The organism is Pseudomonas sp. PS01270 (assembly GCF_029959775.1).
In the GTDB taxonomy this organism is placed as follows: Bacteria; Pseudomonadota; Gammaproteobacteria; order Pseudomonadales; family Pseudomonadaceae; genus Aquipseudomonas; species Aquipseudomonas atacamensis.
In genome coordinates this window covers 1-25,721 of sequence record NZ_JASCPT010000061.1, presented here as the reverse complement: position 1 = coordinate 25,721, position 25,721 = coordinate 1, and the positions used below count along the sequence as shown (strand labels likewise).

At 58.9% G+C, this 25,721-nt stretch carries 12 protein-coding genes; 8 read left to right on the top strand and 4 right to left on the bottom strand.

The features are described from left to right. Nucleotides 1-52: 52 nt before the first annotated feature. Complete coding sequence (locus QMX86_RS17105) at nt 53-931, top strand: LysR family transcriptional regulator (protein WP_038862196.1); 879 nt, start codon at nt 53-55, stop codon at nt 929-931. A 12-nt stretch (nt 932-943) separates the two neighbouring features. Here the strand turns inward: QMX86_RS17105 and QMX86_RS17100 are convergent, their stop codons facing one another. Beyond that, entirely contained in the window at nt 944-1,567 is a 624-nt protein-coding gene (locus QMX86_RS17100) for a glutathione S-transferase (RefSeq protein WP_282384684.1), read from the bottom strand. Between the two features lie 115 nt (nt 1,568-1,682). Further along, nucleotides 1,683-2,501, bottom strand: a complete 819-nt coding sequence (locus QMX86_RS17095; protein WP_016775055.1) for an alpha/beta hydrolase — start codon at nt 2,499-2,501, stop codon at nt 1,683-1,685. Between the two features lie 223 nt (nt 2,502-2,724). Here QMX86_RS17095 and QMX86_RS17090 point away from each other — a divergent pair, with 223 nt between their 5' ends. The 4 genes from QMX86_RS17090 to QMX86_RS17075 all read left to right on the top strand — a co-directional run bounded on the left by QMX86_RS17090 (nt 2,725) and on the right by QMX86_RS17075 (nt 18,671). Then, nucleotides 2,725-4,431, top strand: coding sequence for a ShlB/FhaC/HecB family hemolysin secretion/activation protein (locus tag QMX86_RS17090; protein WP_282384685.1), 1,707 nt, complete (start codon nt 2,725-2,727; stop codon nt 4,429-4,431). Nucleotides 4,432-4,455: 24 nt separating this feature from the next. Continuing rightward, the gene (locus QMX86_RS17085) at nt 4,456-17,565 is read left to right on the top strand and encodes a hemagglutinin repeat-containing protein (protein ID WP_282384686.1); all 13,110 of its coding nucleotides are present in this window, start codon (nt 4,456-4,458) and stop codon (nt 17,563-17,565) included. Between the two features lie 2 nt (nt 17,566-17,567). Further along, nucleotides 17,568-17,969, top strand: a complete 402-nt coding sequence (locus QMX86_RS17080; protein WP_071172732.1) for a hypothetical protein — start codon at nt 17,568-17,570, stop codon at nt 17,967-17,969. Nucleotides 17,970-18,143: 174 nt separating this feature from the next. After that, the gene (locus QMX86_RS17075) at nt 18,144-18,671 is read left to right on the top strand and encodes a hypothetical protein (RefSeq protein ID WP_110645629.1); all 528 of its coding nucleotides are present in this window, start codon (nt 18,144-18,146) and stop codon (nt 18,669-18,671) included. A 54-nt stretch (nt 18,672-18,725) separates the two neighbouring features. Here QMX86_RS17075 and QMX86_RS17070 read toward each other — a convergent pair whose 3' ends face one another. Next, the gene (locus QMX86_RS17070) at nt 18,726-19,769 is read right to left on the bottom strand and encodes an LLM class flavin-dependent oxidoreductase (RefSeq protein WP_039763087.1); all 1,044 of its coding nucleotides are present in this window, start codon (nt 19,767-19,769) and stop codon (nt 18,726-18,728) included. 203 nt (nt 19,770-19,972) lie between these two features. On the opposite strand from QMX86_RS17070, the gene QMX86_RS17065 reads away from it, so the two are divergent. After that, entirely contained in the window at nt 19,973-21,919 is a 1,947-nt protein-coding gene (locus QMX86_RS17065; RefSeq protein ID WP_282384687.1) for a methyl-accepting chemotaxis protein, read from the top strand. A gap of 139 nt (nt 21,920-22,058) precedes the next feature. Here QMX86_RS17065 and QMX86_RS17060 read toward each other — a convergent pair whose 3' ends face one another. Continuing rightward, the gene (locus QMX86_RS17060) at nt 22,059-22,544 is read right to left on the bottom strand and encodes a flavin reductase family protein (RefSeq protein ID WP_016775037.1); all 486 of its coding nucleotides are present in this window, start codon (nt 22,542-22,544) and stop codon (nt 22,059-22,061) included. 323 nt (nt 22,545-22,867) lie between these two features. Between QMX86_RS17060 and QMX86_RS17055 the strand changes: the two genes are divergently transcribed. Together QMX86_RS17055 and QMX86_RS17050 are read left to right on the top strand one after the other, a co-directional pair. Further along, the gene (locus QMX86_RS17055) at nt 22,868-24,274 is read left to right on the top strand and encodes a cytosine permease (RefSeq protein ID WP_282384688.1); all 1,407 of its coding nucleotides are present in this window, start codon (nt 22,868-22,870) and stop codon (nt 24,272-24,274) included. 249 nt (nt 24,275-24,523) lie between these two features. Next, entirely contained in the window at nt 24,524-25,624 is a 1,101-nt protein-coding gene (locus tag QMX86_RS17050) for a polyamine ABC transporter substrate-binding protein (protein ID WP_016775035.1), read from the top strand. Nucleotides 25,625-25,721 lie beyond the last annotated feature (97 nt).

Below are 25,721 nucleotides of genomic sequence, written 5' to 3'. Positions count from 1 at the left end.
TTTCTGGAAACTGAATAATAGAGATCGTTTCTTTCACGATCGGAGAATGACTGTGGATCTGGTGCAACTGGAAATCTTCAAGGCCGTGGCCGAGCACGGCAGCATCAGCGCTGCCGCCACGCAGATTCATCGCGTGCCGTCGAACCTGACTACGCGGATCAAGCAGCTTGAGCAGGACCTCGGCGTCGATCTGTTTATCCGCGAGAAGAGCCGTCTGCGCCTGTCGCCGGCCGGGTGGAGTTTTCTCGAATACACGCGGCGCATTCTCGATCTGGTGCAGGAAGCCCGAGCTACGGTGGCAGGCGAAGAACCCCAGGGCGCGTTCCCGTTGGGCTCGCTGGAAAGTACCGCAGCGGTACGTATTCCCGAACTGTTGGCGGCGTACAACCAGCAGCACCCGAAGGTCGACCTCGACCTGTCCACCGGGCCATCGGGGACGATGATCGACGGCGTGCTGTCCGGGCGTCTGGCTGCGGCATTCGTCGACGGCCCGGTGCTGCATCCGGCCCTGGAAGGTGTGCCGGCGTTCGAGGAGGAAATGGTCATCATCGCGCCGCTCAATCATTCACCGGTCGAACGTGCGGCGGACGTTAACGGCGAGAATATCTACGCCTTCCGTTCCAACTGTTCCTACCGTCACCATTTCGAAAAATGGTTCAGCACCGACGCTGCCGTACCCGGCAAGATCTTCGAAATGGAGTCCTACCACGGCATGCTCGCCTGCGTCAGCGCCGGTGCCGGCCTGGCGCTGATGCCGCGCAAAATGCTGCAGAGCATGCCCGGCAGCGCGACGGTCAGCGTCTGGCCGCTGACCGCGGACTTCCGCTATCTGACTACGTGGCTGGTGTGGCGCCGGGGCACGGTGTCGCGCAGTCTGAGCATGTTCGTGCGTTTGCTTGAAGAGCGGGGCGTGGTGCGTGAGCAAGCCTGATCGAGCGCATCTTTACGGCGTGCCATTGCGCCCGTACAAACGATAACCGTCGCGCTGATTCAAGCGATCGTAATAGGCGCGCACCGCAGCCAGATTCCCGTGATCGAGCGGCGTTTCGAACCAGCGATTCACTGACAGCCCGATCGGAATGTCCGCCAGGGAAAACTGCTCGCCACTGACGTATGCGCCGGTCTTCTCCAGTTGGCGATCGAGGATTTGCATGTTGCGCGTCCAGTCCCGGCAGCCGGCGGCCAGGGCATCGAGGTCCTGATAGTCGGGCGACTTGCGCACCAGCGCCATCAGCGGATACGACCACGAGCGATTCAGCTCCGAGGCCTGCCAGTCGATCCACTGATCGACCTGCGCGCGGGCAATAGGCTCAGCGGGATACAAATGCGCACCGCCGTAACGCGTCGCCAGATAACGAATGATTGTGTTGGATTCCCAGAGAGTGAAATCGCCGTCCTGGATCACCGGCACCATGGCGCAGGGGTTGAGCGCGAGAAACTCCGGCGTGTTCGGCGACTTGAAACCCGAACCCCAGTCTTCGCGCTCGAACGGGATGTCCAGTTCGGCACAGGTCCACAGCACTTTGCGCACGTTGATCGATGAGGCTTTGCCGAGTATTCGCAGCATGGGATTTCCGTCTCCGAGTGGTGGACGCAGGAAAATACCATAGTGCAAAACACAAGGCCCGCATCGCGCGGGCCTTGGCTCATCAGCATCTGACTACGGCGTGTGCCGTGCGGGATTACCGGTTGAGGAACGCCAGCAGATCCTCGTTCAACGCCTGCGCATGGGTCACGGCAAACCCGTGCGGCGCGCCCGCGTAAACCTTCAACTCGGCGCCCTTGATTTGCGCGGCGGCCTGCTTGCCGGTGGTTTCGAACGGCACGATCTGGTCGCCGTCGCCATGGATCACCAGGGTCGGCACGTCGATCTTGGCCATGTCCGGGCGGAAGTCGGTTTCCGAGAACGCGGTCACGCAGTCGACGGTGCCCTTGAGCGATGCCATCAGCGCGATGTTCAGGGTTTGCGTGAGCACGCCGTCGGAGACTTTCTGGCCCTGATTGGTGCCGTAGAACGGCGCGTTGAAGTCGGCGATGAACTGCGCGCGATCTTTCAGCAGGCCAGCCTTGATGCCGTCGAACACCGATTTGTCGACGCCATCGGCGAAGTCGGCTTTCTTGCCGAACAGCGGCGTCACCGCACCGAGCAATACCAGACCGGCAACGCGCTCGCTGCCGTGGCGGGCGATGTAGCGGCTGACGTCGCCGCCACCCATCGAGAAGCCGACCAGGGTCACATCGCGCAGGTCCAGATGGTTGATCAGGCCGGCGATGTCATCGGCGAAAGTGTCGTAGTCGTAGCCGGTCCATGGTTGATCGGAGCGACCGAAACCACGGCGGTCGAAGGCGATGGTGCGATAGCCGCGACTGCTCAGGTATTCCATCTGGTATTCCCACATGTCGGCATCCAGCGGCCAGCCGTGGCTGAACAGCACGGGCTTGCCGCTGCCCCAGTCCTTGTAATAGATCTCGGTACCGTCTTGGGTCTTGAAGGTGCTCATGCAAACTCCTTGTGATCGTGTGTGGCAAGAATAGATGCCGAATGGGCAACGGCCACTATCCGCGCAAAACGCGCCCACCACTTGTACGCAGGTGCTGGTTTCACCCGTATGAAAGCGCGGCAAATCCCGATGAGCGGAACAAACTTAAGTTTGACGTCAAAATGATGGCCCTCTAATATCGCGCCACTATTTTGATGTCACTTTTTGTGTCGAGGGATCGAACATGTTTTCACCCGCCTTCACGGCGCGGTTGTGCCTGGCGCTGCTCTGCCTCTCTCCGCTTGAATCTGCCTGGGCCGCGCCCACTCCCGGTGAAACCGACCTGATCCGCGAACGTCAGAACCGTTTGCTCGAAGAGCAGCAGCGGCGCCTCGAAGAACTCAAGGATCTGCCCGGCAAAGACGCCAAACCCGTACAGCCGACATCCCCCGTCGACACTCGCTGCTTCACCATCAAGGACATCGAGCTCAAGGGCGCCGACAGCCTCTCGGAGCGCGACAAGGCGCGGCTGCTCAAGCCTTATATCGGCGAATGCCTCGGCGTGCCGCAGCTCAACGAGCTGCTCAAAGTCATCACCGATCACTACATCGAAAAAGGTCTGGTCACCAGCCGCGCTTATCTGCCGCAACAGGATCTGTCCGCCGGGCACCTGAAAGTGCTGGTGGTCGAAGGCAAACTCGAAGGCATGAAAGGCGCAGAAAACAGCCGGCTCTCGGATCGCGAACTGGCCATGGCCTTTCCCGGCAAAAGCGGTGAACTGGTCAACCTGCGCGAGATCGAGCAAATGGTCGACCAGCTCAATCGCCTGCCATCCAATCAGGCCAAAATGGAGCTGGCGCCGGGGCAGAATGTCGGCGGCAGCGAAGTGCGCGTCACCAATACGCCGCAGAAGCCATGGCGCGCCGGCCTGTCGCGCAGCAACGATGGCCAGCGCAGCACCGGCGAGCAGCAGTGGGGCACATCGTTCGACTGGGACAGCCCGCTGGGTCTGGCCGACCAACTGAGCCTGCGCGGCGGCCACGATGCGATGACCGATCATCAGCACACCTCCAACAACGCCATGCTCAATTACAGTCTGCCGTGGGGCTGGTGGACGTTCAGTTACACCTACAGCCAGAGCGAGTACCGCTCGCAGATCGCCGCCAACGGCTACAACTTCAAGCAGACCGGCGACAGCGAAAACCATCAGTTGCGCGCCGAACGCGTGATCCATCGCGACGCGGTCAGCAAGACCTCCCTCAGCGCGGGACTTTCGTACCTGCGCACTAACAACTACATCGAAGACAGCAAACTCAAACTGAGCAGCAATCGCATCAGCGAAGCGCAATTCGGCTTCAACCACGGCCGTCGTGTCGGCAGCGCTTTCGTCAACTTCGACGCTGGCATGCAGGAGGGCATTGGTGCTTTCGATGCGCAGGGCAGTCACGATCCCGGTCCCGGCGAACCGGATGCACGCTACCGCAAATACACCGCAACCCTGAGCTATTTGCAGCCGTTCAAATTACTCGGTGAGTCCTTCAGCTTCAGCAGCCTGATGACCGGCCAGCGCAGCGAAGATGTGCTGTTCAGCCCACAACGCACCAGCCTCGGCGGCTTGGCGTCGATCCGCGGCTACAAGGATCAATCGCTGTCCGGCGACAGTGGTGGCTACTGGCGCAACGACCTGCGCTGGAGCCGCCCGGTGACCGCCGAATGGCTGCAACCGGTGTTCGCCGAATACGGCACCAGCCTCGGTTACGACCAGGGCGTAATTCGCGGTGATCGCTACAACGGCGATCAGCACGGACGCATGTCGAGCAACTCGCTGGAGTTGTTCGCACGTGGTCAGCATGTGGCCGCCAGCGTGACTTTCGCGCATTCCCTGGAACGACCGGACGCGCTGACTGAGCGTGAAGCGCCGATCTATTTCCGCCTGGACTTTTTCATCTAAACGCTAGTAATCGGGGTCATTGACATGGACGTTCGCCAGTTTGCCTTCCTCGCAGATCAGCCGAGTGCGGTCGTTAAAAACCGTGAGTTGTTCCTTGGCATGCCCAAGCGCGGACTTGCCTTCCTGCTGGCGAACGTCATGTTCTGGCAACCGGTCTGGGCGCAGGCCGACGGCATCGTCGTTGCCAACCCGAATACCACGCTGGACCGCGCCGGCAATGGTGTGCCGATCATCAACATCGCCACGCCCAACGCCAGTGGCCTGTCGCACAACCAGTTCCACGACTACAACGTCGGTGCGCAGGGCGTCATTCTCAACAACGGCGCAGCGCAAACATCGAACACGCAACTGGGCGGCCACGTCATCGGCAACCCGAACCTGAAAAACAGCGGTTCGGCGCAGGCGATTCTCAACGAAGTCATCAGCGGCAACCCGAGTCAGTTGCGCGGTTACACCGAAGTAGCCGGGCAGTCTGCGCGAGTGATTGTCGCCAACCCGTATGGCATCACCTGCAATGGCTGCGGTTTCATCAACGCACCACGGGTGACGTTGACTACCGGTAAACCAGTGCTGGAAAACGGTCGGCTGGATCGCTTTCAGGTTGATCAAGGCAGCGTGGCTATCGAAGGCGCGGGCATCAACGCAACCAATATCGACCGCTTCGAAATCATCACCCGCAGCGCCAAGATCAATGCGCAGATCCAGGCACAGAACCTGACCATCGTCGCCGGTCGCAACGACGTCAACGCCGACAGCCTCAACGCCACGGCCCGCGCCGACGACGGCAGCGCCAAACCGCAACTGGCCATCGACTCCTCGGCACTCGGCGGCATGTACGCCGGGGCGATCAAACTGGTCGGCACCGAGGCCGGCGTCGGGGTGAAACTCGACGGCAAACTGATCGCCAGCGGCGGTGATATTCAGCTGGATGCCAATGGTCAATTGAGCCTGGTCGACACTTCGGCCACCGGCGCGGTCAACGTCAAAGCTGCCAGCCTCGACGCGCAAGCTCCGATTTACGCCGGCACATCGCTCAACGTACAGACCCAAGGCAACCTGACCAACCGCCAGACCTTGGCCGCCCGCGACAGCGTGATGCTCAGCGCCGGTGGGCAACTGACCAACGCCGGCGCCATTGAAGCTGGCGTCAACGCAGACGGCAGCCGTAACAACAGCGGTGATCTGAGCCTGAGCGCACAGGCCATCAACAACAGCGGCAAAGACCTCACCGCCAGCCGCAACCTGAGGGTCAACGCAACGCAGATCCTGAACAATCAAAGCGGCACGCTCAGCGCGCAAAACATCAACATCAGCGGCGGCATGCTCAACAACCGTAGCGGGCAGATGCTCGGTGATCTGGGCCTGAACATCGACCTGAGCGGGGCGCTGGACAACCGTGATGGCGTTCTTGGTTCGGGGCGTTTGGTCAATCTCAAAGCCGCGAGTCTGGATAACCGCGAGGCCGGTGCGGTGGTCAGCGATGGCAGCCTGACGGCGCGCATCAGTGGCACCCTCGACAACCGCAACAAAGGTGACATCTCGGCCAAAGGCGCCCTTGATCTGCAGGCCGGCACGCTGCTCAACAGCGACGGCAAAGTCATCGGTAAAAACACGCTGGCCCTGCGCGGTGATGTGGTCGATAACAGGGGCGGTGTGATCCAGGCTGACCAGCAACTGAACCTTAACGTCGCACAACTGGATAACCGCGAAAAGGGTGTGATCAGCGGCAAACAAGGCCTGACCTATGTGGGCACTCGTCTGGACAACAGCGGTGGTCTGCTCAGCGCAGCCGGCGCGGTCAACCTTACCGCCGCAGAGATTCAAAACGCTGCCGGGCGCATTGCCAGCCAAAGCGACTTGCTGGCAACCATCGGCCTGCTGCAGCAACAGGGCGGCGAACTGGTCGCGCAAGGCAATCTGAGCCTGAGCGGCAAGTCCCTCGATAACCGTAACGGCGGACTGGTCGGCACCACCCAAGCACTGACCCTATCGGTGGATGACGTCGACAATCGCAGCGGCGAAATCTCCAGCAGCCTGTTGATGAACGTCAAAGGACTGCGTCTGGACAACAGCAACGGCAAGATTCTTTCCGGCAGCGATCTCGGATTGAGCGTCGGCAAACTCATCAACCAGAGCAAAGGTTTGATCGCCGCGACCAAAGGCGCGGCGACGGTCACTGGCACCACGTTCGACAACAGTGGCGGCACGTTCAGCAGCCTCAACGCACTGGTTATCACCCTTGATGATGCGCTGGCGAATGCGCTCGGTGCGATCAGCAGCGACGGCACGCTGACCGTCAATGCCGCACGCATCGACAACAGCAACGGCAGTCTCGGCAGTGGCGGCGATCTGAAGCTGACCAGCACTGGCGCGCTGCTCAATCAGGCCGGTTCGATCAATACCGACCGCGCGCTGACCGTCAACAGCGGCAGTCTGGATAACAGTCGCAAAGGTGTGATTTACGCCCAAGGCAGTAGCCGGGTCGAGACCGGCGCTTTCAATAACGACGATGGCGGCAAACTCACCAGCGGTGCGGCACTGACGCTCAAGGCCGGCCAGGTCAACAACGCCGCTGGCCGCATCGCCAGTCAGCAGGCGCTGGATGTTTCGCTCAGCGGGCTTGATCAGCAGGGCGGTGAACTGTTCAGCAAGGCCGACCTGACGCTTGATCTGAACCACGGCCAGTTGAACAACCAGAGCGGTTTGATCAATGCACCCGGCACGCTGTTGCTGAAAAACCTCAATGGTGTGAACAACCAGGGCGGGGAAATTTCCAGCCAGCAGGCTTTCACATTCGCCGCGCGTGAGCTGGACAACAGCAACGGCAAACTGCTCAGCCAGCAAGGCCTGACGTTGCGCATCGCAGCGGCATTGAACAACCTCAAAGGCGTGATCTCTGGCGCCTCGCTCGACAGCCACAGCGGCAATCTAGGCAACCATGAAGGCTTGATCAGCAGTCGCGGCGAGTTGTTGCTGACTGTCGACAAGACCCTGGATAACCAGCTCGGTACGGTCATCGCTGACGGCCAACTGACCGTCAACGCTGATGAACTGGTCAACCGTGAAGGCAACATCGCTGGCAAGGCCGATGCCGGCGTGCAGGCAAAAACCGTCAACAATCAGAAAGGGCAACTGATCGCCACCGGCGTGCTGAAACTTCAGGCCGGTCAACTCGATAATCAGCAGAACGGTTTGCTCGGATCGAGCAAGGACATGACCCTGACCGTTGCTGATCTGGACAACCGTGGCGGCGAAATCAGCAGCAACGGTGATTTGCTGGTCACTGGCAAAAAAATCGACAACAGCGACGGCGGCAAGATCTTCACCGGCAAAGGCCTGATCCTGACTGTCGACGAAGTGCTCAACCGCAGCAAAGGGCTGATCAATGCAGGTGCCCGGTTCACCCTGCAGGGGGACTCGCTGGCCAACGACAGCGGCGAATTGCTCAGCCAGCAAGGCATGTCGCTGAACCTCACCGGCGCCGTTGACAACAGCTCGGGCAAGGTCAGCAGCGAAGGCACGCTGACGGTCGACACCGCGAAATTGACCAACGTTGGCGGTAGCCTGTCCAGCGCGGCGGATCTGAAGCTGGACAGTGACGGCAGCATCGATAACCAGGCTGGCCAGATCGTCACCGATGGCATGCTGCTGCTGACTGGCGCCAGCCTCGATAATCGCCAGAAGGGCACGCTCAGCGGTAAAGGCGCGGTCACCGTGACCACCGGCGCCTTCGATAACAGCAACGGTCGACTCAGCAGTGCCGACACCCTGAACCTCACGGCGGGTCAGGTCACCAACGGCGGCGACGGCAGTATCGGTAGTCAAAACGCGCTGACGGCTTCGGTCAGCGGCCTCGATCAGCAAGGCGGCAAGCTGTTCAGCAACACGCAACTGAGCCTGGATTTGAACCACGGTCAGTTGAACAACATCGGTGGTTTGATCAACGCCCCGGGCGCGCTGCTGCTCAAGCAGCTCAAGGGCGTCAACAACCAGGGCGGCAAGATTTCCAGCGCCGAGGCGTTCACCCTGACTGCGCAAAGCCTGGACAACAGCAACGGCAAGCTCTTGAGCAATCAGGGCCTGACCCTGCGCATCGCGGCGGCACTGGACAACGTCAAAGGCATGATCGGCGCGGCGGTCATCGACGCACGCGCGGCAAGTCTGAACAACAGCGGCGGCAATCTGGTCAGCCGGGGCGACCTCGACCTGACTGTGGACGGCTTGCTGCGCAATGACGGCAGAGGCTTGATCAGCGCGGCGCAGTCGCTCGAGATCAGCAGTGCCGGGTTGAACAACCGCGACAGTGGTTTGATCAACAGCCAGGGCAACCTGACCCTGATCGCCACCGGGCTGGACTCCAGCGAAGACGGGGAGGTTTCTGCCAGCGGTGACATGGACTTGAAACTGACGTCCCTGACCCAGAACGGCGGACGCCTGCTGGGCGACAAAGCCGTGACCCTCGACCTTGCCAATGGCGATCTCGACAACCAGCGCGGCTTGCTCACTGCCCAAGGGCCACTGACGCTCAAACGCCTGCGTGACGTGAACAACCAGAGCGGCGAGATTTCCAGCAACCTCGGTTTCGATCTCATCGCTCAAGCGCTCAACAACACTTCCGGCAAGATCATCAGCGGCGAAAAACTGCTGCTGCGTAGCACCACACTGATCAACCAGAAAGGCCTGATTTCCGGCTGGCAAGGACTCACCGTCAACGTCGACAGCCTCGACAACCGCAACAGCGGCACGCTCTCCAGCAAGTTCGCCGACGTCTCGGTCGACCTCAAGGACGCGCTGCTAAACAGTGGCAGCGGTGCACTGGTTGCCCAAGGCAATCTGATCGTAAAAGCGGGCAGTCTCGACAATAGCAACAAGGGCAATCTCAGCAGTGGCGCAGGCCAGATCCTGACACTGGGCGGTGCGCTGAACAACAATCAGGGCCTGATCTTCAGTGGTGCGGCACTGGATGTCGTGAGTACGGCGTTCACCAATGCCAGCGGCTCAGTCAATGCCGAACAGGCTTTCACCGCAACCGCCTCGCGTCTGGACAACAGTGGCGGACAGATCGCCAGCAACGACGCAATCTCTCTCGGCCTGAGCGGCGAGCTGAACAATAACGCCGGCAAGCTGGCGAGCAGCGGCGCGATGTTGCTCAAGGGCGTCACCGACCTGCGCAACCAGAACGGTCAGATCGCCAGCCAGAAAACCCTCGAGGTGCGTACCGGTTCGCTGGACAACAGCAACAAGGGCACGGTCGCGGCCAACGATCAGTTGCAGATCAGCGCAACGGGCACCATCAATAACAGCGCTGACGGTCTGATCTACAGCCAGAATGCCGGCGTGGAACTGAGCGCCGCCAGCCTGGGCAACGGCAAGGGTTCGATTCAGAGCGAAGGCGCGTTGACCCTGGACATCGGCGCTGACTTCGACAACCAGAGCGGCAAGGTCATCGCGCAGAACGGCAAGGTCTTCGTCAAAGCGGCCAACATCGACAACCGTGGCGGCATTCTTTCCAGCATCAAAGGCGCACTGGAAGCACGCACCGTCGGCGTGCTGCGCAACGGTTTTGACCTGAACAACAATCGTCAGGGCGGCATCATCCAGGCGCAGGCTCTGACCCTGACCGCACTGGCCGGGCTGAACAACAACGGCGGGCGCATTTCCGCACAGTCCGCTGACAGCAGCATTACCACCACCGCGCTGGATAACAGCAGCGGTGTGCTGTATGCGAAGGGATCGCTCGGCGTCACCGGCTCGAATCTGGAAAATGCCAGCGGCCAGATCGCCGCGAATCGCATTGACTTCGGCCTGACGGGTGCGTTGCGCAACGGCACGGGCGTCATCGAAAGCGAAACCCAACTGAGCGTAAAAGCGGCCAGCGTCGACAACCAGAACGGTCGTCTGCGTTCGCTGGGCAATACCGGCAAGACCCTGTTCCAGATCGGCGGTCTGCTCGACAACCGCAACGGCGTGCTGGAAACCGCCAACGTTGACATGACCCTCGCGCTCGGCGGCTTCCTCAATGGCGGCGGGCAACTCAACCATGTCGGACGCGGCAAGTTCGACATCTCCACCGCTAATGTCATCGGCGCCGGCGGCAGCATCGTCACCGGCGGACTGTTGGAACTCAACGCCGACAGCTGGAGCAACTCCAACGTCATTCAGGCCGGTCGCCTGAACGTCAATGTCGGGCAGTTCAGCCAGACCGCGAGCGGCAAGCTGCTGGCTTCGGATTCGCTGCAGATCCGTGGCGGCAACTGGAGCAACGACGGGCTGATCGCCAGTGATGGCCTCCTCGATCTGCAAATCGGCGGTACCTACGGCGGCAGCGGCCGCTTGACCAGTCAGCGCGGCGCTTACGTTTCTGCCGCGCAGATGAACGTCGCGGCGGGCGGCAGCTTTGCGGTAGGCGCGACGTCGACCGTCAATATCGGCGGACAGCTCACCAACGCCGGGCGCATGACCTCCAGCGAAGACCTGACGATCAATGCGGGCGGTGTTGCCAACTACGGCACCCTCGGTGCGGCACAGAACCTCATCATCAACACGCCTTCGCTGCTCAATGACCGTGGGCTGATTTTCAGCGGTAACAACATGACGCTTGGCGTCGGGACGCTGACCAACCAGCACGGTGATTTCTACGGCCTGGGCGATGTGGTAATGGGCGGCTATGGCGGCGCGGCACGGGCGGCGGGGATATACAACATCTCCGGCTCGATGGAGAGCGGGCGCGGCTTCACGATGAATGCGGATGTGTTTGAGAACCGTACGGAAGGGCCGACAGCGTCGGTTGAACGCAAGCTGATCTCGGGCTTGATCGCCGCCAGTTGCGGTGACTGCGTCGGGGGCACCTTCAACAACTTCCTCGCCACCCGTGAGACTTATCAATTCTTCGACACAGATAGCAGCGCCTCGGCGATGTTCAACGTCGGCAAGGATTTCACCTTCCAGGGCGGCACATTCCTCAACAGCAAAAGTACGGTCGCGGCGGGCGGCAACATCAACATCATCGCCGATAGTCTGAAGAACATCGGTGCGAAGAGCGGAACCGTTGAAGTCACGCGTCAGTACAACTTCGAGATGGGCACAGGCACAACGGCGCAATTCATGGCCAACGTGATCCTCCCGTACAACCAGCGCAATAACCCCGATTTCCCGTTTGTGTACTACGTTATCGCGCCGGAAGGCTTGATCCGGAAAGCGATCGCCAAAACCGTCGGCAATGGCATCGTCATCGTTGACGCCGAGACAGGCGAGAACGTCGGCAGTCGCAAATACGGTAGGGCGATGTCCGGATACAGCGCGGGCTTTGAGACTTCAACGCCGTCGTTGTACGACCCGAATAATCTGATGGCGATACCGGGTGAGCTGGCGCCTTACCAACAAGGCGTCGCTGTCGAGAAGCCCGTAAACAGTACCGGTGCTACCGACGTCACGAGCTCTCGCAATGCCGTGATTCAGGCCGGCGGTAATGTCTCGATAACCGCCACCCAGGAAATCGCCAACAGCGTCATCCATCAGGACTACAGCGCAAACGGTGGCACGAATAAAGTCGCCAATACCAACGTCGGCAACAGCGGTACTGTTGTCGTGCGCATCAACAGCCAACTGCCGCCGGATCTTGCCCAGCAACAGGTCAATCCGCTGAGCCTGCCGGGCTTCTCCCTGCCGACGGGTGAGAACGGTCTGTTCCGCCTGAGCGGGCAGGGCTCCAGCAGTACCGCAGCCAGCAATACCGGGCCAGCACCAACGTGGACGGTCGGTAATGTTGCGGTAAATGCCCAGGACCATCTGGTCGCCGCCAGCAGCGGCGGGCCGCGCAACCTGTTCATCGATGCCCCGGCAGCGGTATCTGACAGCACGCGCGCCGTTGACACTTTTCACCGCAACCCAAGCATGGTTCAGGCCGTCGCCAGTACGGTCGATGTCAAGGTGCCCGAGGGCAGCGCCGGATCGGGCATGCCGAGTCGCGGCAACGACATGAAGGAATCGATCGACACCCGTCCGGTCACTCGTGTCACTGGGCTCCCCGACACCACAGCACCGTCCAATCCGCACAAATACCTGATCGAAACCAACCCGGTGCTGACCGAGCTCAAGTCGTTCATGAGCTCCGATTACCTGTTGGAAAAACTCGGCTTCGATCCAGACCAAAGCGCCAAGCGCCTCGGTGATGGCCTCTACGAACAACGCCTTATCCAGCAAGCCGTCACCGCACGCACAGGCCAGGCTTTCCTCGACGGCCAGACCTCCAACGAGGGCATGTTCAAGTACCTGATGAACAACGCCATCGCCAGCAAGGACGCGCTCAACCTTTCCGTCGGCGTTGGGCTCACCTCGCAGCAAGTCGCGGCACTGACCCACGACATCGTCTGGCTCGAAGAACACGAAGTGAACGGCGAAAAAGTGCTGGTGCCGGTGGTGTATCTGGCCCAGGCCAACGGCCGTTTGGGCCCGACCGGGGCGCTGATTGCCGGTAATGATGTGACGCTGATTGCCGGGGAAAACCTCGACAACGTCGGGACGCTCAAGGCCACCAATAATCTGTCCGCCACTGCGGGCAAGGATCTGGTCAACAGCGGTTCGATCGAGGCGGGCAACCGTCTGGACTTGCTGGCCACCAACAACATCGTCAACAAGGCCGGCGGCATCATTGCCGGCAAGGACGTCAGCCTGACCACGCGCACGGGCGATGTGATCAACGAACGGACCATCACCTCGGTGGACGACAAATACGGCTCCGTCACCCAGCATACGGATTACGCCGATAACGCCGCACGGATCGAGGCTGCCAACGACCTGACCATCAAAGCAGCCAAGGACATCAACGTCATCGGTGGTGTTTTGAAAAGCGGTCAGGACATGGCATTGAGTGCCGGTCGCGATGTTAACGTGGCGGCGGTGCAGATCGACAACAGCGCATCGCTTGGCTGGAGAGGAGCCGTCAGCAGCGTCACGCAACTGGGCGCCGATATTGATGCGGGGCGTGATTTCAAAGCGGATGCCAAACGTGACATCAACGTGGTGGCCAGTGCGATTGACGCCAAGCGTGATGTGTCGATGTCGGCGACTGAGAATCTGGTGATCAGTTCGGCGGCGGATGAAGAGCACTCGCGTTCTGCCAACAAGAAGATGTCTCGTCAGGATGATGAGGTGAGGCAGGTTTCTGCAACGGTGACTGCAGGTAGCACCGTAATGCTCAATTCCGGTAAGGACTTGGATCTGATTGCCAGTCGGGTCAGCGCCGGAAACGAAGCCTATTTGACAGCGGGTGCAAATCTGACGCTTCAGTCAGCGGAAGACAGCGACTACAGCTTCTACACCAAGACCAAGAAAAGTTCTTCGGGTAAGAAAAGTCAGATTGATGAGACGGCCAGCACCACCAATATTGCCAGTTCGGTAACTGCAGGGGGTGACGTCAGCCTGGTAGCGAACAATGACGTCCTTATCAAAGGCAGCGAAGTTGCTTCTGAAAAAGGTGGAGTGAAGTTGGTGGCGGGCAATGATGTGCAAATCGTTGCTGTCACAGATTCGCAAAGTGTTCGCCATGAAAGCAGTTCGAGCAAAAAAAGCCTGGGTGGTCTGAAATCCAGCAAGATGAAGGATCGAGTGTCCGAGACGCAAACCACTGCGATCGGCAGCATGATCTCCGGCAATACCGTGGATGTTGTAGCTAACCGTGACGTCATGATCAGTGGTTCTGCCTTGGTGAGTACAGAAGATTTGGCTGTGCAGGCCGGCCGCGATCTGACCATCAAAGCGGCGGAAAACACCTTTACTCGAAACGAGTATCACAAAGAGAAAAAAAGCGATCTGAGCGGTGTCCTGACGGCCAATAAACTGGGTGTAGATGACATCACCGGTAACCAGCATTTGTCCGTTGGTAGCCAGAGTCACAACGGTCAGTCTTCTCAGACGACGTTGGCCGGCAGCACCATTGGCTCCAGCGGAGGCAATGTGAAGCTTTCCAGCGGTCGCGAGCTAAGCGTGATTGCCAGTGATCTGGTCAGCACCAAAGACATGAGCCTCATTGGCTCAAAGGTAACGATTGCCGCCGGCATGGAAAGCTCGAGTCAAAGCAGTACCGACAAATCGAGCAGCCTTGGGGTGGGTCGGGTCATTGGCGGCATGATCGTTGATACGGTCAATACCATTCACAATTCCGTCGAAGCGGCGAAAAACGCCGATGATCCGCGCCTTAAGGCAGTCAAGTACGCTCAAGCCGCTATGGCGCTGAATGACTTTGGTGGTATGGCGGGAGGCGCCGAAGGTGCGGGTTCGGACTATGGCAAAAAACAGGGCTCTGCCAGCAATGGTTCGTTGATAAAGATCGGCACTGAACTGGCAAATACGCACAGCAAGAGTACGAGCGAGTACAACAGTCAGACCGCCAGGCAGAGCACGATCAATGCGGGCAAGAACCTGTTGATCATCGCTGATGGCGGTGCGCCGGGGACTGCCGGTGATATTCATATTGTCGGTAGCAGCGTGAAAGCCGCAGACACCGCTTTGATCGCCAAAAACGACATTATCCTGGAGAGCGCACAGAACACGGCTGACTGGGCCAACAACGGCAGTAATAACAAAACCGCCATTGGCGCTAGCTTCAACCTGGGCGAGCAGAACGGATTTACCCTTGATCTCGGAGCGTCTGTAGCCAAAAACAAAGGCACCGGCAGCTCGGTCACTCAGGTCAATACTACCCTCGATACCGGCTCTCTCTCCTTGCACAGCGGCAATGACACAACGCTGGCAGGTGCACAAGTCCGAGCCGACAGTATCAAGGCTGTGATCGACGGCAACCTCAACATCACCTCGCGTCAGGACACCGAGACCCAGAGCAGCAAGCAGGGCAGTGCCGGTATCGGCGCGAGTATCTGTATTCCGCCATTTTGCTATGGTGCGCCGGTCACCGGATCGGCAAGTCTTGCCGCCGGCAACATGAACAGCGACTACAAGGCCGTGACAGATCAGAGCGGTCTGTTCGCCGGTCAAGGTGGATACGACATCACTGTTGGCAAAAACACCACCCTGCAAGGCGCGGTCATTGCCAGTGAAGCGACAACGGACAAGAACCTGCTCAGCACTGATCGTCTGTACGTCAGTGACATCAAAAATACGAGCGATATCAGTGCCCAGTCGGCCGGCATTTCGCTGTCTTATGGCGGCAAGTCCGGCACCAGTGTCGGCGGCAGCATTCCGCTGGCGCTTGAAGACTCGGATCAGAGCAAGACCCGCAGTGCCGTCAGCGAAGGCACCATCATCGTGCGCAACGCTGCAGGCGTGAATGATCTGGTGGGTCTGAATCGTGATACGGCGCATGCGAATGAGGCACTGGACAAACCTGATCAAAAAGCCATTCAAGAGCGGATTGATCTGATTCAGAGCACGGTCTCGCTGTCGAGAAACATCATCGGCAAAGTGGCCAACGCTCAGCAGCAAGCGGCCGCTGAAAAAATGAAGGCAGCCACGACCGACGAGGAGCGTCTGGCAGCACTCATCGAGCTTAAAAGTTGGGAGGTGGGCGGCGAAAAACGCATCATGGCAGATGTTGCGGCAGGTTTGATTGCTGTGGGCCTGGGAGGCGTGGGCGGCACGACGGCCATCGGTATCGTCGCCAACACCACGGCCAATGACGCGTTCAAAAAAATCGGCGACTACGCCGACAAGCAAGCACGCGATGCTACTGACAGTGTGACTCAAGCGGCGTGGGCCGAAGGCGGGGCCGCACGCGTCATGCTGCACTCGCTGGTTGGCGCGGTAATGGGGTTGTCGGGCAGCAGCGTTGCAGCCGGTGCACTGGGTGCAGGTGTTTCCGCAGCCTTGATGCCAATGATTGCCAAAGCCCTGAAAGATAGTGGTCTCAGCGATAAGCAGCAGGATTCGTTGGCTACCTTGATTGCTTCGGGTCTTGGCGCGGCGGCGGGGTCTGGTGGCGGAGCAACGGGTGCGACGACTGCGGTTACAAGTGCAACCGGTGTCGAGATGTTCAACCGCCAGTTGCACAAGCAGCAAGAGATCCCGTTGCTGAAGAAAAAAGCCGAGGAGCTTCAAGGCTTGCTTGGAACGCCACATTCAAGCGCTCGTTGGGAAGACTTGCTCCTCCTCGCTGCTGGCGCCGAAGTGGATGCAGCACACCTGGAAAGCCTGAAAAGTGTCATGCAGAAAACCATGGGCAATGATTCTGAGTCCGAGGGTTTTGCTATTGATATGGGGGTTGCTTATGAAGCTATCTCGCAACTGACCGCTCAGAAAACCCCGCTGACCTGGAGTGATGGTCGACCGATTATCGCTAATGGCGCACCGGTATACGCGTTCAGTGCCACCAAAGAGCAATTCGACGATTCGACGTTGTTCAATGCTGCCGGGGTATTTGGGCAAGGAGCGGTTTACCAGCAGTGGGGCCAGTTTGGCCGGGAACAGACAGCACAGTATGGGAACGAGTTGTCGAGCATCTCGTCATTTGAGTCTGTTGTGACGGATGCTGCTGATCGACTGGCGACAATTGGTAATAAAGGGTTACTTTCTGTTAGCGCCTTCGATGACGCCATGCTCGCGATGACAGGGATTCGAAGTGGTAAGTTTGTTGTAGACGCAATTCTGGAAGTCGTAGCGAAGCGGGAGGCAGCAAAAGTAGCCGCTGCTGAAACAGAATTGCTTCGGATCAAGTTGGCGGGACTGGCGGACAGTGAAGCTGGGAATGCTGGTAGATTCCTGAAATTTGAACCCGGTAGGTTTTCAGATGATATTGAGCAAGCATTGAAGTCGAGCTCTCCGGGAGAGTTGCTGGAGGGACAAGTAGGTAAAGCACTCTATGACAAGGGTGTGCTAGTGGATTATCAGAGTATATTCAGGCACAAATTCGTAGAGGGGAAACCCTTGGGTCTTGGCGAAATTGATGCTGAAACGCCTAATTTCATTATCGAAGTGGCGAGCGGTACTAAACCAGGGAAACAGCAGCAGTTGCTGAAATTCATAAACAATCCAACGCTGAATCCCGATCGCAAGCAAGTCATTTTGTTTGCGCCGAATATGGATAAGGCGCAGCAGATAAAGTCCTACGAGAAACTAGGTGTCAAGGTGATAAGCACTTTAGATCAGCTCTTTTTGTATGGTGCGAGCAGAGGAGGGTTATAACCATGTCGTTATCGGCAATGATCATTTCATCAGAAAAGTTGAACACAGAAGACTTCAAAGAAATCATCTTGGCGCACGGTGGGTTCGTGAGTTCCGGCAAGCCCTTTCGGGGCAGCGTTAGCGAGGGCAATTCGGAAATCTGGCTGGCATTGCATTCAAAAGATATTCTTGAAGAATTTTACGATGCCGAAGATCTGCAAGGGTGGCAGGATGTCTTGGGGGGGGAGCCGCAGGTAATGATTGAGCTTAACCTCGATCATACCGAGCATGCGAAGTTAATTTACTTGAAGGTTTTTTTAAGTTTTGCGAAAGCCTGGCCTTGTGTTTTAAATGACGTGGACGATTCTATTCTTTCCCAAAGTTCAGTTTGTGTGAAATACAAGAACCTTCTGGGCAGCTTATAAGAGGAGTGCCTCGATACAGGTAGCACGTCGCCGCGGGCTCTGGTGACGTGGGTTATTGAGCCGATCAATTAGCCGTTGATGGCTCGTGAATCTTCGTAGCCTCAATCGTGAGTGTTGGGCCGTTGTAACGCTGGAACGGAGTGCCAAAAAGTGGCCAAAATACCATCGTTGTTTATGGTGTTTTTCATACTTTCAGGCTGCAACACCCACGTCAGAGACTCTTCCCCCAGTCTTTTAAAGGATGGTGTCCAAATTCAGCAAAGAACGGCAACGCCAGATGCACAACACGCCAAAGTCATCATGAGATCGACAGGTTACACATACCCTGTCGAGTTCGCGGTTCGCCGGGCTTCAGATCCCGATCAACGAATGGAGGTGCTGGGTACTGTGGTGGATTCCGGGCGGGGTAAGGTATTCGGCTGGATCGCCAAGCTTAACGAAGCGGCCAACAGCGCCACGTTCAAGCACTTCCCTCAGTTGGAAGCGCAAGCCAATACCGACGAACCCTTCGAAGTGTCGGGGCGTTCCAACGGCATGGGCACCGGCAACACTTATAGCTGCGGGCCGCTGAGCAGTACCTTTACGCCGGAGCGAAGCAAGGTCTACCTGGTGGAGTTTCAGTTTGTTGGGCGGGGTTGCGAGCAGCGTGTTTACGATGTCACCCAGCCGGGCCAGCGCATTCCCGTGATCTCTAAAAACTAAAGCCCCGGACAAGTCCGGGGCTTTTTAGTGGGTCAGAGACCGTCCGCCGAGTAATCAGCGAAACGCCGGCACCACATGCTTGATAAACAACTCCAACGACTTCTTCTTCTCCTCATGCGGCAAGCTGTTATCACACCAGAAACTGAACTCATCCACCCCCAGTTCCTGGTAGTACTTGATCCGCGGAATGATCTCTTCCGGCGTGCCGATCATCGCGGTCTTGTGCAGGCTTTCCAGCTCAAACTCCGGACGTCCGGCAAACTTCTCTTCCGGGCTCGGCGCGAGGAAGCCATTGACCGGTGTCTGCTTGTTACCGAACCACGCATCAAAGGTGCGATAGAAACGTGAGATCGCTTTCGCGCCGACTTTCCAGCCGTCCGGGTCGTCGGCGGTGTGCACGTGGGTGTGGCGCAGTACCATCAATTGCGGACGCGGCACGTCTGGGTTGTTGTCCAGCGCGGTCTGGAATTTGTTCTTCAGGTCGAGGACTTCTTCGTCGCCTTTCATCAATGGCGTGACCATGACGTTGCAGCCGTTGGCCACGGCGAAGTTGTGCGAGTCGGGGTCGCGGGCGGCGATCCACATGGGTGGGTTGGGCTTCTGGATCGGCTTCGGCACGCTGGTGGAGGTGGGGAATTTCCAGATGTCGCCGTCGTGGGCGTAGTCGCCTTGCCACAGGGCGCGGACCACCGGGACCATTTCGCGCAGGGCCTGGCCGCCGCTGGAGGCGGGCATGCCGCCGGCCATTCGGTCAAATTCAACTTGATAGGCGCCGCGTGCGAGGCCGACTTCCATGCGGCCGTTGCTGATCACGTCGAGCAGGGCGCATTCGCCGGCGACGCGTAGCGGGTGCCAGAACGGCGCGATGATGGTGCCGGCGCCGAGGTGGATGGTGGTGGTTTTCGCTGCGAGGTAGGCCAGCAGCGGCATCGGGCTTGGGGAGATGGTGTATTCCATGGCGTGGTGTTCGCCGATCCACACGGTGCTGAAACCGCCAGCCTCGGCCATCAGGGTCAGTTCGGTCAGGTCTTCGAACAGTTGGCGGTGGCTGACGCTTTCGTCCCAGCGTTCCATGTGTACGAACAGGGAAAATTTCATGACGCTACCTCGAGTCTTTTGTAATTGGCCGGTCGTGTGCGGGCCTGTCGAACTGACGTGAGCGCTGTGCGCTCGCGAGTCTTCTCACCATTCAGGCACGCCTTCGAGGACGGCTGTTCGGTTGATTGAATATTGGTATACCATAATACGGAATATCCGCAAAATATTTCTGACCGACACTTCGAACAAGGAAGGCGCAAGCAATGAACATAAAACAAAAACTGACTCTGGCGTTTGCGGTAATCGCCAGCCTGCCGGTGTTACTGGTGGCAGCGCTGATCATCCTCAATGTCCGCGAGGGCGCGCGCGACACCTTTACTGACAGCACCGGGCGCGAGGTGCGTCAGGTGGAAAACGCGATGCAGCTGTTTTTCGAGGGCATCAGCCAGAACGTTGCTTATCTGGCCGAGCATCCGCAACTGCAGAGCATCGACACCAGCCTTAAACGCTACCTGAGCAGCGACGCTGCGCAAGTGCCGATGGGGCCGCAGGATCAACAGCTGTTCAAGCTGTTCGACGGTCTGGCCAAGGCGCACCCGGCTTACACCTATCTATCTGTCGGCACCGAGCAAGGCGGTTATCTGTTCTGGCCGGGCGATGCGCAACTGGCCAACTACGATCCGCGCACCCGGCCCTGGTACAAAACCGCGATGGCCAATCCCGGCAAAACCCTGCGCACCGAGGCCTATTACTGGGCGGCGGATGACGTGGTGCTGGTGAGCACCGTACGCAGTTTCAACAACCAGTTGGGCAGCAATGCTGGCGTGGTCAATATCGATGTGTCGCTCAAGCAGTTGACCGACCTGGTCAAGCAGATCCGCCTCGGCGAGAGCGGTTATCTGATGTTGATGGAAGCCAACAACACCGTGCTGGTGGACCCAAGCGATCCGGCGCACAACTTCAAGAAACTCAGCGATCTCGGCGACGGTTATCAGCAACTGGCCGAGGCGGGCAAAGGTATGGTCGAGGTGCAACTGGCCGGCGAGGATTACATGGCGCTGGTCTGGCCCTCGCAGGCGTTGGGCTGGCGGTTTGTCGGCTTGGTCAAGGCGAGCGAAGTGATGGCGGGGGCGACGCGTTTGACCTGGCTGATCGGCGTTATCGCTGTGGTTTGCGCATTGTTGTTTGCAATGGCCGGCGCTTGGTTTGCCGGACTGATGGTCAAGCCGATTCGTGGTGTCGCCAGTGGTCTCGAAGGTATTGCTCAAGGCGAGGGCGATCTGACTGCGCGACTGGAAGTACGCGGGCAGGATGAAACCGCGCAACTGGCCGGCTGGTTCAACCAGTTTCTCGAAGCGATTCGTACGTTGATTCAGCGCATCGGCCAAGCAGCGGGGCAGATTCACAGCAGCTCCGGCAGCGCCACCGAGGTCTCGGCGGAAATGGCCGACGTGGCTTCGCGTCAGCGTGAGGCGGTGGACATGGTTTCTACGGCGTTTCACGAAATGGTCGCCACGTCCAACGAGGTTGCGCGCTCGTGCAGTCAGGCGGCCGACTCGGCAGACAACGGTCAGCGTCAGGCACACACCGGGCAGCAGCAGATCGACGCGGCGGTAAGTAACGTCGGGCGCTTGAGTCAGGAGATCGGCCACAGCGCCGAGTCGATGCAGCAACTGGAGGAGGACAGCAACGACATCCAGTCGATCCTCGGCACGATTCGCTCGATTGCCGAGCAGACCAATCTGCTCGCGCTCAACGCCGCCATTGAGGCCGCGCGCGCCGGTGAACAGGGCAGGGGCTTTGCCGTGGTCGCCGATGAAGTTCGCGCGCTGGCCAAACGCACCTCGGATTCCACCGGTGAGATTGACGCACTGCTCGGCAATCTGGCGCGGCGCACCCACCAGATGGGCAAGCAGATGCACGCCAGCCTCGAGGTATCGCAGGAAACCGTGGTGTCGATCAACGCGGCGCGGGCGAGTTTTGAATTGATTCGTGAATCCGTTGACGTGATCCGCGACATGAACACGCAGATCGCCACGGCGGCGGAGGAACAGCATCAAGTGGCGGAGGACATCAATCGGCACATCAGCCAGATTCATGGTGATGCGCAGTTGGTGGCGAGCCTGGCGGATTCAACTCGCCAGGATGCGCAGAACCTGACGGCGTTGTCGCAGACGTTGAATCAGTTGGTGAGCCGGTTTAGGACCTGACACGGTCGCCCAGGCAACACCAAAACTTGTGGGAGCGAGCTTGCTCGCGAAGGCGTCGGGTCAGTCAAAAATGTAACAACTGACCCATCGCATTCGCGAGCAGGCTCGCTCCCACATGGATTTTCGGCGGATGTGAAAATCACGCCACAACCGGCAACGCACCCATCTTGCCGTGGCAATACACCAGCGGTCCGGCGACTTGCTCGGGGACGATCAGGTTCTTCACCGCGCCGACCATGATCGCGTGGTCGCCACCTTCGTATTCACGCCACAACTCGCACTCGATCACCGCCGTCGCATTGGCGAGGATCGGGTTGCCCAGTTCGCTCAACGTCCACTCGATGCCCTGCGCCTTGTCCTTGCCTTTGCGCGCGAAGGCATAGGCCTCGCTTTGCTGCACGCTGGACAACAGGTGAATCGCAAAGCGTTTGTTCTTGATCAGTACGGGATAGGAGTCGGAGCTGTAGTTGGGGCAGAACAGTACCAGCGCCGGGTCCATCGACAGTGAGCTGAACGCGCTGGCGGTCAGGCCGACGATCTGACCGTCGTCGTCCAGCGTGGTGATAACGGTGACGCCGGACGGGAACGAGCCCATGACTTGTTTGTAAATGGCAGCATCGATCATTGGGTGGTCCTCGGGTGGTGTGACGCGGTTTTTATGGTTAGTAGGTCTGATGGTATACCGTAATACATATCTTGCAAGAGCTTTTCTGGTGAACCGATAAACGTGCCACTTTCGTCGGAAACTCAGTGTTTACGGGGGTTTCAGCTAGCCGGTCAGGGGTGGGATCAGCGAGGATAGCGGATCAGACAGCGACAGAATCAGCGGATCAGGCTTGTGCAAAGTTTGGAATACCATAATATGGTCTGCATCTGAGGGGCGACCCAAGAGTCCTCCCGGTTTGGCTTCATACAAAGATAAAAACAGACAAACTCGAGTTCATGCATATGTCCCAGATGTCCCGGCAAGATCCGTTGATCGAGAATCATACGGTCGATTACGTCCCACTCGCGGAACGCCACGGGAGGGCCCGCGATCTGTTCACTCTTTGGTTCAGCACCAACATCGCGCCACTGCCCATCGTCACCGGCGCCATGGTGGTTCAGGTGTTCCATCTGAATCTGTTCTGGGGGTTGCTGGCGATTGCGCTGGGGCACATGATCGGCGGCGTGGTGATTGCGCTGGCCTCGGCGCAGGGTCCGCGCATGGGCATTCCGCAAATGGTCCAGAGTCGCGGTCAGTTCGGTCGTTATGGCGCACTGCTGATCGTGTTCTTCGCGGCTCTCATCTACATCGGTTTCTTCATTTCCAACATCGTGCTAGCCGGCAAATCCATCGTCGGCATTGCGCCGTCAGTGCCAGCGCCGCTGAGCATTCTGATCGGCGCGCTGGCCGCCACGGCGATCGGTGTGATCGGCTACAACTTCATCCACACCCTCAACCGCATCGGCACCTGGGTGATGGGCGGCGCATTGCTCACAGGCTTCATCTACATCTTCGCCCATGACTTGCCGGCAGATTTCCTGACGCGCGGCAGTTTCAACCTGTCCGGCTGGCTGGCGACGGTGTCGCTGGGGATCATCTGGCAGATCAGCTTCTCGCCATACGTCTCCGACTATTCGCGTTATCTGCCAGCAGACATCGGCATCGCCAAACCGTTTTGGGCGACTTACTTGGGCGCGACGCTGGGCACGATTCTGTCGTTCAGCTTTGGCGCGGTGGCGGTGCTGGCGACGCCGGAAGGCACTGAAGCGATGGCAGCGGTCAAGCAGTCCACCGGTTGGCTGGGGCCGATTCTGATGGTGCTGTTTCTGCTCAACATCATCAGCCACAACGCGCTCAACTTGTATGGCGCGGTGTTGTCGATCATCACCTCGATTCAGACCTTCGCCAGCCAGTGGACGCCGAGCATCAAGGTGCGCGTGGTGCTGTCGAGCGTGATCCTTGCCGGATGCTGCGTGGTCGCCCTCGGCGCTTCGGCGGATTTCATTTCCGAGTTCATTGGACTGATTCTCGCGCTGTTGCTGGTGCTGGTGCCATGGGCGTCGATCAACCTGATCGACTTCTACCTGATCAAGCGCGGCAACTACGACATTGCCTCGATCTTCCGCGCCGACGGCGGGATCTACGGGCGCTTCAACCTGCACGCGGTCATTGCCTACTTCATCGGCATCATCGTGCAGCTGCCGTTTGCCAACACCTCGCTGTACGTGGGGCCGTACGCCAATCTGGTGGAAGGTGCCGACCTGTCGTGGCTGGTTGGCCTGGTGGTCACCGTGCCGTTGTATTACTGCCTGGCAACTCGCGGTCAGGCGCAGCAGAGCAGGGCGGCCAGACTCGGCTATACCGACTGATCCAAACTGCAACACAGCAATGCCCGGCCCAGCGCCGGGCATTTTTGTTTGCGCATTTCAGCGGTCAAGCAAATTGGCCATATCGATCCCCTTTTGGCCTGCCGCCTACTGTCATCGCGCTACGCTGTCAGCAAGAATCGAAACCATAACAACAGGCTCGACCTTTTTTGCCCTTGGCTATCGTTACAGCCACTGCCGTGTACAGAACATAAAAACCATCGATCTCACGTCGCATTCGGGGAAACAACCATGGTCACGATCAAACGCATTCTGGGCGCCACCGTGTGTGGCCTGACGCTGCTGGCCAGCGCCGTCCAGGCCGAGCAGCGCGAACTGCGGGTGTACAACTGGGCGGATTACATTCTGCCGTCAGTGCCCAAGGACTTCGCCGAGCAAAGCAAGATCAAAGTGACCTGGGACACCTTCGACACCAACGAATCCCTGGAAGCGAAACTGCTCACCGGCAACTCCGGTTACGACCTGGTAGTGCCGTCCAATCAGTTCATCGAAACCCAGATCAAGGCCGGCGTGTTCCAGAAACTCGACAAGTCGAAATTGCCGAACTGGCAGCACCAGGATCCGGCCCTGCTCAAGTTGCTCGACGCGAACGACCCCGGCAACCAGTACGGCGTGCCGTACATGTATGGCACCGTGCTGATCGGCTTCAACCCGGCCAAGGTCAAGGCCGCCCTGGGCGACAACGCGCCGGTGGACAGTTGGGATCTGGTGTTCAAGCCCGAGAACATGGAAAAGCTCAAGGCCTGCGGCGTGGCGATGCTCGATTCGCCGTCGGAAATTCTGCCGCTGGCCCTGCATTACCTCGGCCTCGACCCGAACAGCCAGAATCCGGCGGATTATGAAAAGGCCAAGGCCTTGATGATGAAGATTCGCCCGTATGTGACCTATTTCAACTCGGCCAAATATATGACCGACATCGCCAACGGCGACATCTGCGTGGCGATCGGTTATTCCGGCAGCTTCTACCAGTTCGGTAATCGCGCCAAAGAGGCGGGCAACGGCGTGGTGGTCGACTGGCGTCTGCCGAAGGAGGGCGCGCCGATCTGGTTCGACACCTTCGCCATTCCGAAGAGCGCGAAGAACGTCGCCGAGGCCCACGAATTCCTCAACCACTTGCTCGACCCGAAAGTGATCGCACCGATCAGTGATTTCCTCGGTTACCCGAATGCCAACAAGGACTCGATGCCGCTGGTCAACAAGGACATCACCGACAACCCCAACCTGACCCCGACCAGCGAAGCGCTGAAAACCCTGTATGTGGTGCAACCGTTGCCGCAGAAAATGGAGCGGGTGCGCACGCGGGTGTGGACGAGTATCAAGTCCGATAAATAAGAGCACCGCACTTCAAATGTGGGAGCGAGCCTGCTCGCGAAAGCGGTGTGTCATTCAACTCCTATGTTGAATGATCCTGCGTATTCGCGAGCAGGCT

Coding starts and splice junctions, on each gene's coding strand:
- QMX86_RS17100 (WP_282384684.1), bottom strand. CDS start 1,567: ATGCTGCGAATACTCGGCAAAGCCTCATCGATCAACGTGCGCAAAGTG.
- QMX86_RS17095 (WP_016775055.1), bottom strand. CDS start 2,501: ATGAGCACCTTCAAGACCCAAGACGGTACCGAGATCTATTACAAGGAC.
- QMX86_RS17090 (WP_282384685.1), top strand. CDS start 2,725: ATGTTTTCACCCGCCTTCACGGCGCGGTTGTGCCTGGCGCTGCTCTGC.
- QMX86_RS17085 (WP_282384686.1), top strand. CDS start 4,456: ATGGACGTTCGCCAGTTTGCCTTCCTCGCAGATCAGCCGAGTGCGGTC.
- QMX86_RS17080 (WP_071172732.1), top strand. CDS start 17,568: ATGTCGTTATCGGCAATGATCATTTCATCAGAAAAGTTGAACACAGAA.
- QMX86_RS17075 (WP_110645629.1), top strand. CDS start 18,144: ATGGTGTTTTTCATACTTTCAGGCTGCAACACCCACGTCAGAGACTCT.
- QMX86_RS17070 (WP_039763087.1), bottom strand. CDS start 19,769: ATGAAATTTTCCCTGTTCGTACACATGGAACGCTGGGACGAAAGCGTC.
- QMX86_RS17065 (WP_282384687.1), top strand. CDS start 19,973: ATGAACATAAAACAAAAACTGACTCTGGCGTTTGCGGTAATCGCCAGC.
- QMX86_RS17060 (WP_016775037.1), bottom strand. CDS start 22,544: ATGATCGATGCTGCCATTTACAAACAAGTCATGGGCTCGTTCCCGTCC.
- QMX86_RS17055 (WP_282384688.1), top strand. CDS start 22,868: ATGTCCCAGATGTCCCGGCAAGATCCGTTGATCGAGAATCATACGGTC.
- QMX86_RS17050 (WP_016775035.1), top strand. CDS start 24,524: ATGGTCACGATCAAACGCATTCTGGGCGCCACCGTGTGTGGCCTGACG.